At 70.8% G+C, this 14,799-nt stretch carries 13 protein-coding genes; 4 read left to right on the top strand and 9 right to left on the bottom strand.

Features of this window, described 5'->3' with window-relative positions:
- Nucleotides 1-23: 23 nt before the first annotated feature.
- Nucleotides 24-1,328 (top strand): amidohydrolase family protein, encoded by a 1,305-nt coding sequence (locus tag ACYVLJ_RS09965; RefSeq protein ID WP_460438410.1) that lies wholly within the window; start codon nucleotides 24-26, stop codon nucleotides 1,326-1,328.
- On the opposite strand, the gene ACYVLJ_RS09960 is transcribed toward ACYVLJ_RS09965, so the two are convergent.
- The 5 genes from ACYVLJ_RS09960 to ACYVLJ_RS09940 all read right to left on the bottom strand — a co-directional run bounded on the left by ACYVLJ_RS09960 (nucleotide 1,325) and on the right by ACYVLJ_RS09940 (nucleotide 7,514).
- Complete coding sequence (locus tag ACYVLJ_RS09960; protein ID WP_460438409.1) at nucleotides 1,325-2,002, bottom strand: SDR family oxidoreductase; 678 nt, start codon at nucleotides 2,000-2,002, stop codon at nucleotides 1,325-1,327. The two genes, ACYVLJ_RS09965 and ACYVLJ_RS09960, sit on opposite strands and share 4 nt — an antisense overlap.
- A 13-nt stretch (nucleotides 2,003-2,015) precedes the next feature.
- Nucleotides 2,016-3,608: a DUF7850 domain-containing protein gene (locus tag ACYVLJ_RS09955; RefSeq protein WP_460438408.1), complete on the bottom strand. Its 1,593-nt coding sequence runs from the start codon at nucleotides 3,606-3,608 to the stop codon at nucleotides 2,016-2,018.
- 86 nt (nucleotides 3,609-3,694) lie between these two features.
- Nucleotides 3,695-5,749, bottom strand: a complete 2,055-nt coding sequence (locus tag ACYVLJ_RS09950; protein ID WP_460438407.1) for a PhoX family protein — start codon at nucleotides 5,747-5,749, stop codon at nucleotides 3,695-3,697.
- 99 nt (nucleotides 5,750-5,848) lie between these two features.
- Entirely contained in the window at nucleotides 5,849-7,066 is a 1,218-nt protein-coding gene (locus ACYVLJ_RS09945; protein ID WP_451970594.1) for an MFS transporter, read from the bottom strand.
- Nucleotides 7,056-7,514, bottom strand: a complete 459-nt coding sequence (locus tag ACYVLJ_RS09940; RefSeq protein WP_451970596.1) for a MarR family winged helix-turn-helix transcriptional regulator — start codon at nucleotides 7,512-7,514, stop codon at nucleotides 7,056-7,058. Before ACYVLJ_RS09940 ends, ACYVLJ_RS09945 begins: the two co-directional genes overlap by 11 nt.
- Nucleotides 7,515-7,580: 66 nt before the next feature.
- On the opposite strand from ACYVLJ_RS09940, the gene ACYVLJ_RS09935 reads away from it, so the two are divergent.
- Nucleotides 7,581-8,219 carry an HAD family hydrolase gene (locus ACYVLJ_RS09935; RefSeq protein ID WP_460438406.1) on the top strand — a complete coding sequence of 213 codons (639 nt, stop codon included), beginning with the start codon at nucleotides 7,581-7,583 and terminating at the stop codon, nucleotides 8,217-8,219.
- On the opposite strand, the gene ACYVLJ_RS09930 is transcribed toward ACYVLJ_RS09935, so the two are convergent.
- The 4 genes from ACYVLJ_RS09930 to ACYVLJ_RS09915 all read right to left on the bottom strand — a co-directional run bounded on the left by ACYVLJ_RS09930 (nucleotide 8,212) and on the right by ACYVLJ_RS09915 (nucleotide 11,224).
- Entirely contained in the window at nucleotides 8,212-8,910 is a 699-nt protein-coding gene (locus ACYVLJ_RS09930; RefSeq protein WP_460438405.1) for a hypothetical protein, read from the bottom strand. The two genes, ACYVLJ_RS09935 and ACYVLJ_RS09930, sit on opposite strands and share 8 nt — an antisense overlap.
- Nucleotides 8,907-9,437: an RNA polymerase sigma factor gene (locus tag ACYVLJ_RS09925; protein WP_460438404.1), complete on the bottom strand. Its 531-nt coding sequence runs from the start codon at nucleotides 9,435-9,437 to the stop codon at nucleotides 8,907-8,909. Before ACYVLJ_RS09925 ends, ACYVLJ_RS09930 begins: the two co-directional genes overlap by 4 nt.
- Before the next feature lie 91 nt (nucleotides 9,438-9,528).
- Nucleotides 9,529-10,611: an inositol-3-phosphate synthase gene (locus ACYVLJ_RS09920; RefSeq protein WP_460438403.1), complete on the bottom strand. Its 1,083-nt coding sequence runs from the start codon at nucleotides 10,609-10,611 to the stop codon at nucleotides 9,529-9,531.
- A gap of 67 nt (nucleotides 10,612-10,678) precedes the next feature.
- A complete protein-coding gene (locus ACYVLJ_RS09915; protein ID WP_451970608.1) occupies nucleotides 10,679-11,224 on the bottom strand; it encodes a PadR family transcriptional regulator in 546 nt (181 codons plus the stop codon).
- A gap of 246 nt (nucleotides 11,225-11,470) precedes the next feature.
- On the opposite strand from ACYVLJ_RS09915, the gene ACYVLJ_RS09910 reads away from it, so the two are divergent.
- Together ACYVLJ_RS09910 and ACYVLJ_RS09905 are read left to right on the top strand one after the other, a co-directional pair.
- Nucleotides 11,471-11,869, top strand: a complete 399-nt coding sequence (locus ACYVLJ_RS09910; protein ID WP_460438402.1) for a DUF5318 domain-containing protein — start codon at nucleotides 11,471-11,473, stop codon at nucleotides 11,867-11,869.
- A gap of 313 nt (nucleotides 11,870-12,182) precedes the next feature.
- On the top strand, nucleotides 12,183-14,663 hold the full coding sequence (locus ACYVLJ_RS09905) for a transglycosylase domain-containing protein (protein ID WP_451970613.1): 2,481 nt from the start codon (nucleotides 12,183-12,185) through the stop codon (nucleotides 14,661-14,663).
- The last annotated feature ends 136 nt before the right edge of the window (nucleotides 14,664-14,799 follow it).

The raw sequence follows: 14,799 nt of genomic DNA, 5'->3' as shown, positions 1-14,799 counted from the left end.
TCGAGGGTGCGTAGTATCCAGAGATGCAACGCCGTTTCCACGCCCCTGTCGTTCTCCCGGCCGACCCGTCCTGTTCGCTCCTGCGTGACGCGGTCGTCGATGTCGACGCCGATGGGCGCATTTCCTTCTGCGGACCGGCGGCCACCGCCCCCGAGTCCGCCGCACCGGTCACCACCCTGACCGGCATCCTGCTCCCCGGCCTGGTCAACACGCACGCGCACAGCCCGATGACGCTGCTGCGCGGCATGGGCGGCGACCTGCCGCTGCTGCCCTGGCTCAACGAGATCATCTGGCCCGCCGAAGCGAAGCTGCGGCCCGAAGACGTCCGCACCGGCATGCTGCTGGGCTCGGTCGAGATGCTGCGCCACGGCGTCACGACCAGCGCCGAGATGTACTTCGAAGGCGAGCAGCTGGTCGACGCGGTGCTCACGACCGGCGGCCGCGTGCTGGTCGCGCCGCCGGTGATGGAGCTGCCCGGCCTGGACTGGCGGGCCCAGCTGGCCGCGATCGAGCGCTGGATCGACGCCGACGGCCTGCGCTTCGGCCCGGGCGACCGCATCGAGCTGGGCTACGGCCCGCACTCGGCGTACATGCTGTCCGAAGAAGCGCTGCGGGCGACGGCGGAGTCGGCCCGGTCGCGGGGCGCGCTGATCCAGATCCACGTCGCCGAGGCGGCCGCGGAAGACCTCGCCGTGCGCGAGGCGCACGGTTCGGTGCCCGCGTTGCTGAAGAAGCTCGGCATGCTGGACGGCCGGGTGCTGGCCGCGCACGCGATCCACCTGTCGGACGAGGACATCGCGCTGTTCGCGCAGCACGGCATCGGCATGGCGCACTGCCCCGGCTCGAACGCGAAGCTGGCTTCGGGCATCGCGCGGATCAGGGACCTGCGCGCCGCCGGGGTCCACGTCGGCCTCGGCACCGACGGCCCGGCGTCCAACGACGACATCGACCTGTGGGAAGAGCTGCAGCTCACGGCGATGTTCGCGCGTCTGGCGACGGGCGACTCGACGGTCCTGACCGCGGCGGACGTCTTCCTGCTGGCGACCCGCGGCGGCGCGGCGGCACTGGGCCGCGACGACATCGGCGCGCTGGAGCCGGGCCGCTGGGCCGACCTGGTGCACGTCGACCTGGACGACCCGGCGTTCGCGTGCGGCATCGACGTCCCCGACGTCCAGCTGCTGTCGAACCTCGTCTGGGCGGCGGGCTCCCGGCGGGTCCGCGACGTGTGGGTCGCGGGCGAGCAGGTGGTCGCCGACGGCGAGTCGACGCAGGTCGACCGCGCGAAGGTCCAGGCCGGCGTGGCCGAGACCGCCGTGCGGCTGCGTTAGTTCGGCTTCAGGATCAGCTCGGTCAGGTGGGCGTCCGGGGTGGCTGACACCGCGGTCAGCACCGCGGTCGCCACCGAGTCCGCCCGCAGCAGGTGGGACGTGTCGTAGTCACGGCCTTCGCCCTTGAAGATCTCCTGCTGCATCTCGGTGTCCGTGCGGCCGGGGTAGACCGACGTCACGCGCAGGCCGGGCTCCTCCTCGCGCAGGGCGTCGGCGAAAGCACGGACGGCGAACTTGCTCGCCGCGTAGGGGGACCAGCCCGGGCGGGCGGCGCGGCCGGCGCCGGAGTTGATCACGACGACGTGGCCGCGGGCGGTGCGCAGCGCGGGCAGCAGCAGCCGGGTCAGCTCGACCACGGCCAGGGTGTTGACCTCGAAGTTGTCGCGCCAGGCCTGGGCGGACGCGTCCTCGATGCGGCCCAGCTTCGCGACCCCGGCGGAGTGGACGAGGACGTCCAGGGACTCGATGCCCGCCGCGGCCTCGGCGAGCGACGCGGGGTCGGTCAGGTCGACGGGCCACGCCTTCGCGCCCGGAAGCTCCTTCGCCACCGCGGCCAGGGCGTCCGCGTCCCGGCCGCCGAGGAGGAGGCGGTGCGTCGGGGCCAGCTGGTGCGCGACCGCCGCGCCGATGCCGCGGGAGGCGCCGGTCACGAGGGCGAGGGGAAGATCCGTCATGGGACCACCGTAACTACGCGAAGCCGACGTCCACAGTGCGGTCGTCGCGGTTGCCGGGGCCGAGCTGACGCGGGTCCGCACACCCGGTCGCCGGGTCCGCGTCCGAGTCCTTCGCGTCGTCACCCGCGTCCTTGGTGGTCGGGTGCTTGCCATCGGCCGTGAAGCAGAGCCGGTAGCTGCCGTCTTCCAGGCCGGTGAAGGCGTAGGCGCCGTCCGGGCCGGTGACCACGCTCGTGCCGTTGTCCAGCGCCACTTTCACCCCGGCCAGGCCCGGCTCGCCCGGGTCCTGCAGGCCGTTGCCGTTCGTGTCCGACCAGGCGAAGTCGCCGATCCGGTTCGTCGGCGGGGCCAGGCCGAGGTCCACGGTGAAGTCCTCGCGGTGCGGCCCGCCCAGCGTGCGCGGGTCGGTGCAGCCGTCGGGGTCCGCGTCGGAGTCGCGGTCGTCGGCCGCCGCGTCCTTGCGGGTCACCGTGAAGTCCGCCGGGACCGCGAAGCAGACCTGGTAGGTGCCGTCCTTCAGCTTCTCGAAGCCGTACTTCCCGCCGGCGTCCGTGGTCGCGGTGCCGACCGTGCCGCCCGCGCCGTCCTTCAGGGTCACCTTGACGCCGGCGACGCCGGGCTCGTCCGGGTCCTGGATGCCGTCGCGGTTGCGGTCGTTCCACACGAAGTCGCCGAGCTTCGCGATCGCGGGCGGCGGCACGACGGTGATCGTCGCCGACGCCGTCTTGTCGCCCAGCGTGCCGCCCAGGTAGTGCACGCCGGTGACCTTCGCCGTGTTGACGTGCCCGGTGTCGGCGACCGTGAGGTTCGGGTGGTCGCAGGTCAGCTGCCTGTTCTCGCCCGCGGCCAGCGCGAACGGCTCGAACGACCCGCTGCACCACGGGTCCTGCACCGCGATCCCGGTGAGGTCCTGCGAACCCTCGTTCGTCACCGTGACGCGGTAGTGCGCGGTCTCGCCCGCCGTCACCGTCGCGAACGGGCCCCACGCGCCGGTCGCCGGGTTCTGCACTTCCTTCTTCACCGAGTACGCGGCCAGCTGGAGGCCGACGCAGTCCCAGCGCAGCCGCTCGGAGCTGGTCGTGGCGAAGAACTTCACGCTCGTGGCCTTCGCCGGAGCGGTCGCCGCCGGGAAGTCCTGTTTCGCCAGGTGCCCGTCACTCGCGTCGTGGTCGGCGACCAGCTTGGTCTCCTGCACCTGGGCGCCGTTGACGTCGAAGAAGCGCAGGCCCGTCGCGGGTCCGGCGCCCGGCGCGTACGAGCCGGTCGACACGCTGAGCGTGTAGACGCCGCCGGGGACGAACTTCTCGGTCTGGGTGGCGGCGCTGGCCTTGCCGTCCGGCGTCTGGATCACCGCCGACCGCTGCCCGTCCACGGCGAACGCCTGCTCGGTCAGCAGCTTCGGCTGCTTGGCCGGGGGTGTGCCGGGCGGCACCGGCGCGGCCGGGGTGAAGACGTAGCCGTCCGGAGCGCCGTTGGCCGTCGTCTGCTCGACGCTCGGGTTGCCCGCGACGCCGCCGCACCCGGGCGCCGGGTCCGCGGTCGCCGTGGGGACCACGACCGCCGAAGCCGCCACCGCCAGTGCCATCGCGCGCGCCGAGAAGATCACCCACCGACTATGACGCGAGGCCAGGGCCCGCACCGGCCGAGAACCGTCCACTTAAGAGTGAACCTCGGCGGCGCGGACCCCGGACGTCAGCGTTCGCCGATGCGGCCGAAGGGGCCCTTCTTCCACACCGACACGATCGACGGCCGCGGCTGCGCACTACCGCCGTCGGGCCAGTGCGACGTCGGGTTCGCCGAGCTCGCCGCGTTCTCGCCCGGGTGCTGCACGGCGACGAGCACCAGGTTGTCCGTCACCACCGGGCCGCAGGTCTCGGCGCCGACCGGCACCGAAAGGAACTGCTTGACCTGACCGCGTTCCGGCCCGGTCACCGGCACCGAGAACAGGCCGTCGTTCGCGCCGAGCGCGTTGCCGTCGGTGGCGATCCAGAGGTTGCCGTGCCGGTCGAAGGCCACGTTGTCCGGGCAGGAGATCGGGCTGACCTTGGTCTTGTCGAAGCCGCCGAAGTAGGTGTCGGCCGCGGCCGGGTCGCCGCAGACGAGCAGCAGCCGCCAGGAGAACTTCGTCGACGCCGCGTCGCCGCGGTGCTCCTCCCACTCCAGGACGTGACCGTTCTTGTTGCCCACGCGCGGGTTCGGCTCGTCGACGCCGGCCTTGCCCGCCGCGCCGCGGTCGGTGTTGTTGGTCAGCGCCGCGTAGATCCGGCCGTTGACCGGGTTCGGCTCGATGTCCTCGGGCCGGTCCATCTTCGTGGCGGCTACCTTGTCGGCGGCCTGGCGCGTGAAGACGTACACCTCTTCGGCGGTGAATCCGTCCACAAAGGACTTGGTGCCGCTCGCCAGGGGAATCCACTCGCCGGTGCCGTCGAACTCGTGGTCCGCGGGGAGCTTGCCGGTGCCGTCGATCTCGGCCGCGGGGCTGTCGCCGGTGAAGCGGCCGACGTACAGCGTGCCTTCGTCGAGCAACGCGGAGTTGTGGCGACGCGCGTGGGCGCTGTTCCCGGGCTTGTACCTGTCCTTCGAGACGAACTTGTAGATGTACTCGAACCGGCTGTCGTCGCCGGAGTAGACGGCGACCCGGCCGTCGGCGGTGATCTTGATGTTCGCGGCCTCGTGCTTGAACCGGCCGAGCGCGGTGTGCTTGACCGGCGTCGAGTCCGGGTCGTTCGGGTCGATCTCGACGACCCAGCCGAACCGGTTCGGCTCGTTCGGCTCCTGCGCGACGTCCCAGCGCTTGTCGAACCGCTCCCACTTGCGGGTGCTCGTGCCGGTGCCGACCGTGTACCGCTTGAGCCGCGCCGCCTCGACCGGGTCGGTGACCTTGTCGGCGTTCGCGAAGTACTGGTCGAAGTTCTCCTCGCCGGAGAGCACGGTGCCCCACGGGGTCACGCCGCCGGAGCAGTTGTTCTGGGTGCCGCGGACCCTGCGCCCGCTCGGGTCGGCCGACGTCTTCAGGAACTTCGAGCCGGCGGCCGGGCCGCGGACCTCGAAGACGGTGTCGAGCGTGATGCGGCGGCCGTACCGGCTCGGCACGACCTCGAGGCCGCCGCGGACCGGGTCGCGGCGGGTCAGCAGCACCGAGAGGCCGTGCGCCGCCCAGGCGATCTTCACCTGCTCCTCGGTCGGGTTCGCCGGGTCGTACTGGCCGGCCGGGAACATGTGGACCTCGGTCGTGTACTCGTGGTTGACCACGAGCAGGTTGGTCAGGCCGAGGGGATCCTGCGGGATCAGGCCGACGAAGTCGTTGTTGTAGCCGAACTGCTTCGCCTGCGCGGCCGCCGTCTGCCGGTCGAAGTCGAACTTCGGCGCGCCCGGGACGACCGCGTCGCCCCAGCGGACCACGACGCGCTGGGCGTAGCCGTCGGGGATGCTGACCTGGTCGAGCTTGTTCGGCGCGACCGGGTCGAAGTCGGTGCCGGGCACCGGGCGCGGCGGCCGAGGCTTCTGGAGCGGCGCGGCCGCCGCCGTGCCCGAGAGGGCGGCGAACCCACCCGCGGCGGCGGCCATCACGGCACCGGCCTTGAAGACGCGGCGGCGCGAGAGGTCCTTGACGACGTCGCCGAAGTACTCGTTGGCGGACTCGTTCGCCTCGGGGTGGGCGCACGCGTTGCCGCAGCGGTACTCGCAGGTGACCGGGGACCGGCCGCCGGGGTGGGCGGGGAACAGCGGGAGCAGGCGGTCGAGCACAACGCCTCCATGGTGGGAGTTCGGGAACGAACCGAACCTAAGCTCCCAAAACCAGCCAATCCAGACATCCAGGTGAACGTCAGGTGTACTGGTCCGCCGTCAGAACTCCTCGCCGACGAGCACCGCTTCCTGCGGCACCGCGTGCGGGTCCGCCTTCTTCTCCCGCAGCGAAAGCAGGCCGCCGGCGATCACGCACAGCACGGCCGAGGCGACGAACGGCGCCTGCGGCGAGCCGAACCACTCGGCGACGTGCCCGACGAGCGTCGCGGCGACGGCACCCCCGAGCCAGCGGCAGAAGTTGTAGCCCGCGCTCGCGACCGGGCGCGGCGCGTCGCTGATCGACATCGCGGTGCCGGTGAACAGCGTGTTCAGCAGCCCCGAGACCAGGCCGGAGACGATGATCCCGGCGACCAGCACCGGCTTGCTCGGCACGGCCAGCACCAGCATCAGCACGGCGTACCCGAACACGGCGGCCGCGGCGGCGTGCCGCTCGCCGAGCTTGGCGGCCAGCCGCGGCGCCAAGGCGACCCCGGCGACGGCGACGCACAGGCCCCAGCCGCAGAAGATCAGCCCGACGGCGATGGCGTTCCAGCCCAGCACGAACGGCGACCAGGCCAGCACCGCGAAGAACGCGGCGGTGTACAGCGCCGACGCGACGGACGTGCGCAGCAGACCGGTGTGCTTCAGCGCGCGAAGCGGGTCGAGCAGCTTGATCGGCTCGCGCTTCTCGTGCTTGTCGCTCTTCAGGAAGACCGCGCACAGCACGAGCGCGCCCGCCATCAGGACGGCGGTGCCGAGGAACGGGCCGCGCCACGAGATGCTGCCGAGCAGCGCGCCCAGCAGCGGGCCGACCGACAGGCCGACACCCAGAGCGGCTTCGTAGAGCAGGATCGCGCCACCCTGGCCGCCGGTCGCGGCGCCGACGATCACCGAAAGCGCCGTCGCGATGAAGAAGGCGTTGCCGAGACCCCAGACCGCGCGCAGCCCGACGAGCTGCTCGATCGAGCCGGCGGCCGCGCAGAGGGCGGTGGCCGCGACGATCAGGGTCAGCCCGACGAGGACGGTGCGTTTCGGGCCGAACCTGGCGCTCGCCGCCCCGGTGACCAGCATCGCGATGACCTGGACGCCGAGGTACGACGAGAAGAGCAAGGTGACCTGCGACGGCGTCGCGTCCAGGCCCTTGGCGATGGACAGCAGGATCGGGTCGACCAGGCCGATCCCCATGAAGGCGATGACCGCGGCGAACGCGGTGATCCACACCTGCTTGGGCTGGCCCTTGACGGCGTCCAGCAGGCTCGAGTGGTGCTCAGCGCTCATCGCTGATCAGTTCCTCCTTCTTGGTGTCAACGAGCAACTTGGCGAGAGCCGGAAGGGCGGCTTCGATCGCTGCGCGGTCGGCGTCGTCCATCGCGATCAGTCGCTCGCGGAGGAACTCCTCGCGGGCGGCGACCATCTCGGCGTAGAAGCGACGACCCTCGTCGGTGACGTCCACGAGCACCGCCCGCCGGTCGGCGGGGTCCGGCGCGCGGGTGGCGAGGCCGAGGCGTTCGAGCCGGCTGACGACGTCGGTCATCGACGGCAGCTTGACCCGTTCGAACTCGGCCAGGGCGCTCATCCGCCGCGGCCCGCCGTTGACCAGCTCGCTCAGCACCGAGCCCTGGGTGAGGGTCAGCGTCAGCTGCGGGGTCTGGCGGCGCACCTGGTGGTACAGCCGGAAGACCAGCGGCCGCAGCCGGTGGGCGAGGTCGGCGATCGGGGAAGTCACTTAGCCAGGCTAACAAAATTTAGTAAGGGTAGCTAAGTAATTCGGCTCACAGGTTACGCTCGGGAGATGGACGCGGTGATCTTCGACCTCGACGGCGTACTGGTGGACTCCGAGCGCATCTGGGACGAGGTGCGGCGCGCGGTGGTCGCCGAGCACGGCGGCACGTGGCGTCCGGAAGCGACGCGCGCCCAGCAGGGGATGAGCACCCCGGAATGGGCGCGGTACCTGGTGGAGGAGCTGGGCGCGCAGCTCACACCACCCGAGATCGCGACGCTGGTGGTCAAGCGGATGGCGGCCCGGTACGCGCAGGAGCCCCCGCTGATCCCGGGCGCGGTGGAGGTCGTCCGGCAGGTGTCGGCACGCCGGCCGGTCGCGATCGCCAGCTCGTCCCCGGTGATCCTGATCAAGGGCTTCCTGGACGTGACGGGCCTGCCGGTGGGCGCGGCGGTCTCGTCCGAGCAGGTCGGAGCCGGGAAGCCGGCCCCGGACGTGTACCTGAAGGCGGCCGAGCTGCTGGGTGTCGCGCCGTCGGACTGCGCGGCCGTGGAGGACACGACGAACGGGCTCCGGTCGGCTCTGGCGGCGGGGATGGCCGTGTATGCCGTGCCGAACCCGCACTTCCCGCCGGACCCGGAGGTGCTGGGGCAGGCCACGGCGGTGGTCGAGAAGATCACCGACCTGCCGGGTGCACTGGGGCTCAGCTGACCTCGTACCGCACCGGCGGCGAGCCGGGAGACACGTCGGCCACGAACACCTCGTACGAATTCGCCGGCCTGCCGACCCACTTGCCCTGGCTCAGATCACCCTTCGCGTCGTAGAGCCGCAGGAGGTTCGACGTGGCGCCGACCAGGTAGACCGCTTTGCCCGGCGGCAGCGGCGCGGCGGCTTCGCCGACATACCCGGCGAGCACGACCTTCCCCTCCGCCGAGGCGAAGGGGACGCACTGCGGCGAAACGCCGTACTGCGAGCCGGCGCGGTCGAACGGCTGGTCCCGGGGGAACGCGGCCACGCAGAACAGCAGGCCGGACTCGCCTCGCCGGTGCGTCGTGAACGCCCAGGCCCGCCAGCGGTCGGTCTGCCCGGCGAACTCCGTGAGCGCCACCGGCGAGCTCATCCCGAGCAGCTCCGCCATCGGCACGTACACCGGCTTGGCGAGCGTCAGCGGCTCACCGGGGTTCGCCGGCGGGGCCGGGGCCCGGTTCACTTGCGTGGCCAGCAACACACTGGTCAGCACCACGAGGACCGCGGCCAGCGGCGCGATCCACACCGTCGCCCGCCGCCGGCGGGGGCGGCGCTGCCTGCGCTGCTGCTCGGCCCAGGCCGCGTCCAGGTTTGGCGTGACCTCCCCGGCCTGCTCGCGCAGGGCGTCGGCCAGCTTGCGTTCGAGGTCGGTCATCGCTCACCTCCCGGCTCGTCCCCCAGGTGCTTGCGCAGGTTCTCCATCGCGTGGTGGGTGGTCGCCTTGACCGTGCCCGGCGAAATGCCGAGCGTCTCCGCGATGCCCGCCGTGCTCAGGTCCAGCCAGTAGCGAAGCACCAGAACTTCGCGTTGGCGACGGGACAACTTCCCCAGGACTCCGCGCAGCCGTTCGTGCTCCCAGTTGGCCACCGCTCTGACCTCGGCCGACAGCTCGTCCGGCGGCCGGTCCTGCGGTGTCCGGCGGACCACCCGCAGGTGCCTGGTCCGCGACCGCGACATGTTGACCACGGTCGTCCGGAGGTAGCCGGCGACCCGGGTGTGGTCGGTGAGCGAGTCCCAGCGCTGGTGGAGCTTGACGAACGCCTCCTGCGCGACGTTCTCCGCGTCGTCTGCCCCGAGCAGGCGGGCCAGCCGCGTCATCTGGCCGAAGTGCTCCCTGAACAGGTCGTGGAAGGTCGGCGCACCCAGATCCCCCGGCGCGCTTTCGCCCACGCTCGCACTCACGCCCCGCCAACGCGCGCCCCGCCCCACCGGTTTAGTGGACCACGCGAAGAAGGCCGTCACCAGCGGTGACGGCCTCCTCGGCGGTAGCGGCTCAGAGCTCGCCGCGGATGAACTTCTCGACGGCGTCGCGGGCGGTCGCGTCGTCGTACTGCTCCGGCGGCGACTTCATGAAGTAGGAGGACGCCGACAGGATCGGGCCGCCGATGCCGCGGTCCTTCGCGATCTTCGCCGCGCGCACCGCGTCGATGATGATGCCCGCCGAGTTCGGCGAGTCCCACACCTCGAGCTTGTACTCCAGGTTCAGCGGCACGTCACCGAACGCGCGGCCCTCGAGCCGGACGTAGGCCCACTTGCGGTCGTCGAGCCACTGCACGTAGTCCGACGGTCCGATGTGGACGTTGCCCTTGCCGAGCTCGCGGTCGACCTGCGACGTGACGGACTGGGTCTTCGAGATCTTCTTCGACTCGAGCCGCTCCAGCTCCTTCATGTTCAGGAAGTCCATGTTCCCGCCCACGTTGAGCTGCATCGTCCGGTCGAGCTGGACGCCGCGGTCCTCGAACAGCTTCGCCAGCACGCGGTGCGTGATGGTCGCGCCGACCTGGGACTTGATGTCGTCGCCGACGATCGGGACACCGGCGTCTTCGAACTTCTTCGCCCACTCCGGGTCGGAGGCGATGAACACCGGAAGCGCGTTGACGAACGCCACGCCGGCGTCGATCGCGCACTGGGCGTAGAACTTGTCGGCCTCTTCCGAGCCCACCGGCAGGTACGAGACCAGCACGTCGACCTCGGCCTCGCGCAGCGCCGCGACGATGTCGACCGGGGTCTCGTCGGACTCCTCGATCGTCTCGCGGTAGAAGCGGCCGAGCCCGTCGAAGGTGTGGCCGCGCTGGACGGTGACGCCGAGCGGCGGCACGTCGGCGATCTTGATGGTGTTGTTCTCGGAGGCGAAGATCGCCTCGGACAGGTCGCGGCTGACCTTCTTGGCGTCCACGTCGAACGCGGCGACGAACTCGATGTCGCGGACGTGGTACCCGCCGAAGTCGACGTGCATCAGACCGGGGACGCGGGTGGCCGGGTCCGCGTCGCGGTAGTACTGGACACCCTGGACCAGCGACGCCGCGCAGTTGCCGACGCCCACGATGGCCACCCGTACGCGGCGGTTCTCGCCCATGGGGGTTTCTCCTTCAATCGTCTGTTCAGTAGGTCTGGTGCCGCGACGCTGCGGCCCGGCCGCCGGCTCAGGTCTCGGGACCCTGCCGTTCGGCTTGTTCGTGCGCGATCAGCTCGTTGAGCCAGCGCACCTCCCGCTCGCTGGTCTCCAGCCCCAGCCGGTGCAGCTCGCGGGTGTAGCGATCGATCTTCTGCTCGGCCCTGGCCAGCGCCGCCCGCAAGCCCTCGCGGCGTTCCTCGACGCGACGGCGGCGGCCCTCGAGGATCCGCATCCGCACGTCGGCCGGGGTCCGCGAGAAGAACGCCAGGTGGACGCCGAAGCCCTCGTCGTCCCAGGTCTGCGGCCCGGCGTCGCCGAGCAGCTCGCCGAAGCGCTCCTTGCCCTCCGCGGTGAGCTTGTAGACCCGCCGTCCGCGGCGCGACCACGCGCGGTCGCCGTCCTCGTCCAGCTCTTCGACCAGGTACCCGGCCCGCAGCAGCCGCCGCAGGGTCGGGTACAGCGAGCCGTACGAGAACGTCCGGAACGTGCCGAGCGTCTCGTTCAGCCGCTTGCGCAGCACATACCCGTGCATGGGCGCTTCGTGCAGAAGACCGAGGATCGCGAACTCCAGCACACCGCACCCCCTTCCGGGAACAAACCGAGACGAACCGCGTTGCTCCGAACGATCGCCTCGATCCAACCTACTCAGCCACTATATCGCGCCGATACATCGAAGTGGTGAAGCCAACAGGTGCCGGTCATCCGGGGGTGGGCGAAATTCACCGGAGAGTTATCGAACGTCCGGCGTGTCCGCCCCGGTGGCAGCGGTGCCCGCGCTAGGGGGCGTGGACGACACAGGAAGAGCCCGTAGTCTGTCCTGGTGATTAATCAGCGGCAGGTCGTGGACTACGCGTTGCAGCGCCGTGCGCTGCTCGCCGAAGTCCGCTCCGGGCGCGTCGGCAGCTACGAAGCCTGCGACGCGAGCCCGTACCTGTTGCGGGCGGCGAAGTTCCACGGCCGGGCCGGTGACCGGCCCTGCCCGATCTGCCGCCAGGAACCGCTGACCCTGGTGTCCTGGGTCTACGGTGACGAACTCAAGCACGTCGCGGGCTCGGCGAGGTCCCCCGAAGAGCTGGCCAGGATGGCCGGCCTGTTCGCCGAGTTCACCGTGTACGACGTCGAAGTGTGCCGGGCGTGCCACTGGAACCACCTGGTGCGGTCATACGTCCTTGGCACAGGAGAGCCGGCCGACGGTCCGCGAAGGACCGCAGGCCGGTGAGCTGGATCACAACCGCTGGAGAGCACAGGCCGACGCCTCACCCGGTGCCGGTCTGGGAGGCCCATTCGTGAACGACGACCGCAACCGCTCCTGGCCCGGCCAGGAGCCAGATGCACCTCGCCGTGCCCAAGACCCCGGACCGGCATGGCCCGGCGAGGGTGCCCCTCGCCGTCCACAGCGCGGCACGCCACCCCAGGGCGTCCCCGCCGGCCGTGGCGGCGAGCCCGGCTGGCCGTCCGACGACGAGAGCGGCCCCCAGTGGCCCAGTGAAGAACCGCCTCGGCGACCGCAGCGACCCCGCCAGCAGCAGGGCATGCCGCCGCGCCGGGCCGTCCCGCCGCCCGGCGGCGGACGTCCCCAGCAGGGGCCGCCCGGCTCGCCGCCGCAGGGCTTCCGCCAGCCGGGGGCCGGCCGTCGCCCGGGCCCCCCGCCCGCCGAGCGCGAACCGGACCTCATCACCCACCACGCGCACAACGGCACCGACGACTTCGGCCGCGACCCGTACGACGACGGGTACGAAGACGCCCGGTTCAACGAGTTCGCCGACGATGTCGAGCCCCAGGACGAGCTCGACGAAAACGGCAAGAAGGTCCTCTCGCCGGCGCAGCGCAAGCGGCGCCGCTGGAAGATCATCCGGCGCGTGGCGTACGGCGTCGTCGGGCTGTTCTTCGTCGTCCCCGCGATCGCGTTCGTCATCACCTACTTCCTGGTCGACGTGCCGACGCCGGAGAGCATCAAGGCGCTGCAGAACCAGCCGATCACCTACTTCGACACCAGCGGCCAGATCATCGACCGGGAGCTGCCGCCCGGCGGCGACCGCCAGCTGCTCAAGCCGGGCGAAGTGCCCGACGTCGTCAAGCACGCCGTCTACTCGGCGGAGGACGCGACGTTCGAGACCAACTCGGGCTTCGACGTCACGGGCATCCTGCGCGCGGTCTGGAACCAGGTCACCGGCGGCCAGGGCGGTGGTTCGACCATCTCCCAGCAGTACATCAAGCAGGCGACGCAGAACGACGCCCCGACGCTGACCCGCAAGTGGACCGAGCTGGCCAAGTCGTTCAAGATGAACAACCAGATGTCCAAGGAAGAGATCATCACCTCCTACTTGAACATCGTCTACTTCGGCCGCGGCGCGAACGGCATCCAAGCGGCCGCGAAGGCGTACTTCAACAAGGACGCCAAGGACCTCAACGCTTCCGAGGCTTCTCTGCTGGCCGGCCTGATCCAGGGGCCGGGCCGCTCGGAAAACCAGGAGTACGCCCAAAAGCGGTGGACGTACGTGATGGACCAGATGGTGGCCAACAAGTGGCTGCGCCAGGACGAGCGCGCCACGGCCCAGTACCCGACGCCGATCCCGAAGAACTCCAACAAGGAGCAGGTTTCGGGCAAGCTGAGCTACCAGGTCCAGCAGCGGATCAAGGACGAACTCGCGGCGAAGGGCTACGACGAGAGCAAGCTCTTCTCCACGGGCGCCAAGATCTACACGACGATCGACCCGGCCGCGCAGGCGGCCGCGGACCAGGCCGTCTCGGAAGGCATGAAGGGCCAGACGGACGAGAACCTGCTCAGCGCCCTGGTCGCGGTGGATCCCAAGACGGGCGGGATCCTCGCCTACAACTACGGCCCGGAAATCGTGAAGGACAAGAACGGCAAGGACCAGATCGGCCAGGACCGGGCGAACCAGGCCCGCAACCCCGGTTCGTCCATGAAGCCGTTCGACCTCACCGGGTTCCTCAAGATGGGCGGCGGCCTCGGCGACGTCTTCGACGGCTCCAACAACCGCAAGTTCCCCGGCGTTGCCAAACCGATCCGGAACGCGGGCGAGGACGAAAGCTGCGGCAAGGACTGCACGGTCGCGCGCGCGATGGAGATTTCGGCGAACACCGTGTTCTACGACATGGTGCTGAACAAGGTGAAACCGTCGGGGGTCGTGGCGGCGGCCAAGGAGGCCGGCGTCCGGACGAGCGACAACGGCGGCAACGCGACGCTCTTCGCCGGTGACAACAACATCTCGCTCGGCGGTGGCCGGACGGCGGTGGCGCCGAGGGACATGGCGGCCGCGTACTCGTCGTTCGCCAGCGGCGGCGTCTACCACGAGCAGCACTTCGTCGCGAAGCTGACGAACGCCCAGGACGAGGTCGAGTTCGACGAGAACAACATCAAGACCAACCCGGCGTTCGACAACGACGCGGCCAAGAGCCAGCAGATCGCGGGCAACGTCACCGAGGCGCTGAAGCCGGTCATCTCGCACTCGAACCTGAAGTGCCCGGCCGGCCACGAATGCGCCGGCAAGACCGGTACGCAGCAGTACGCGCCCAAGGACTCCGACCCGCCGTCGTACGGCAACCTCAACGCGCAGACCTGGATGGTGGGCTACACCCCGTCGGTGTCGGCCGCGGTCTGGGTCGGCGGCGACGGCAACCTGCCGCTGCACGACGCGAAGAACAAGCCGATCTACGGTTCCACGATCGCCGGCCCGACGTGGGAGAACTTCCTGAGCCTCTACCTCAAGGGCAAACCGCCGGAGAAGTTCGACAAGGTCGCGCCGCTCGGCAAGGACGTCAACTCGGTGACCACCACGCCGTCGAAGCCGTCGGACACGCCGAGCACGACGACGACCCCGACCAGCCCGGAGTCGTCCGACAGCACCGAGCCGTCGAACACCACGACCGACACGCCGACGAAGACCCGGACCCGGCCCGGGCCGCCGATCACCTCGATCGAACCCGGCGGGTTCGGCAACAACGGCGGTGGTGGCGGGGTCGCCTCCCCACCGGGCTCCGGGCCCGGGTAGCCAGGTCCGCGCGAAGGGCCCCGCACGTGACGTGCGGGGCCCTTCGCCGTTCTCTGCCGGCGACGGCGCTCCGCGCGGAGGTGAACCACGGCGGGCGGCGGTACGTGTGCCTCCCGAGAGGACTGCGTCCGCAGCC

The organism is Amycolatopsis stemonae, assembly GCF_054781455.1.
This window is presented reverse-complemented; position numbering and strand designations above follow the sequence as displayed.

Excerpts from the sequence above, each read along its gene's own strand:
- ACYVLJ_RS09930 (WP_460438405.1), bottom strand. The coding sequence starts at position 8,910 with ATGACCGACCTCGAACGCAAGCTGGCCGACGCCCTGCGCGAGCAGGCC.
- ACYVLJ_RS09965 (WP_460438410.1), top strand. The coding sequence starts at position 24 with ATGCAACGCCGTTTCCACGCCCCTGTCGTTCTCCCGGCCGACCCGTCC.
- ACYVLJ_RS09920 (WP_460438403.1), bottom strand. The coding sequence starts at position 10,611 with ATGGGCGAGAACCGCCGCGTACGGGTGGCCATCGTGGGCGTCGGCAAC.
- ACYVLJ_RS09960 (WP_460438409.1), bottom strand. The coding sequence starts at position 2,002 with ATGACGGATCTTCCCCTCGCCCTCGTGACCGGCGCCTCCCGCGGCATC.
- ACYVLJ_RS09935 (WP_460438406.1), top strand. The coding sequence starts at position 7,581 with ATGGACGCGGTGATCTTCGACCTCGACGGCGTACTGGTGGACTCCGAG.
- ACYVLJ_RS09905 (WP_451970613.1), top strand. The coding sequence starts at position 12,183 with ATGCCGCCGCGCCGGGCCGTCCCGCCGCCCGGCGGCGGACGTCCCCAG.
- ACYVLJ_RS09945 (WP_451970594.1), bottom strand. The coding sequence starts at position 7,066 with ATGAGCGCTGAGCACCACTCGAGCCTGCTGGACGCCGTCAAGGGCCAG.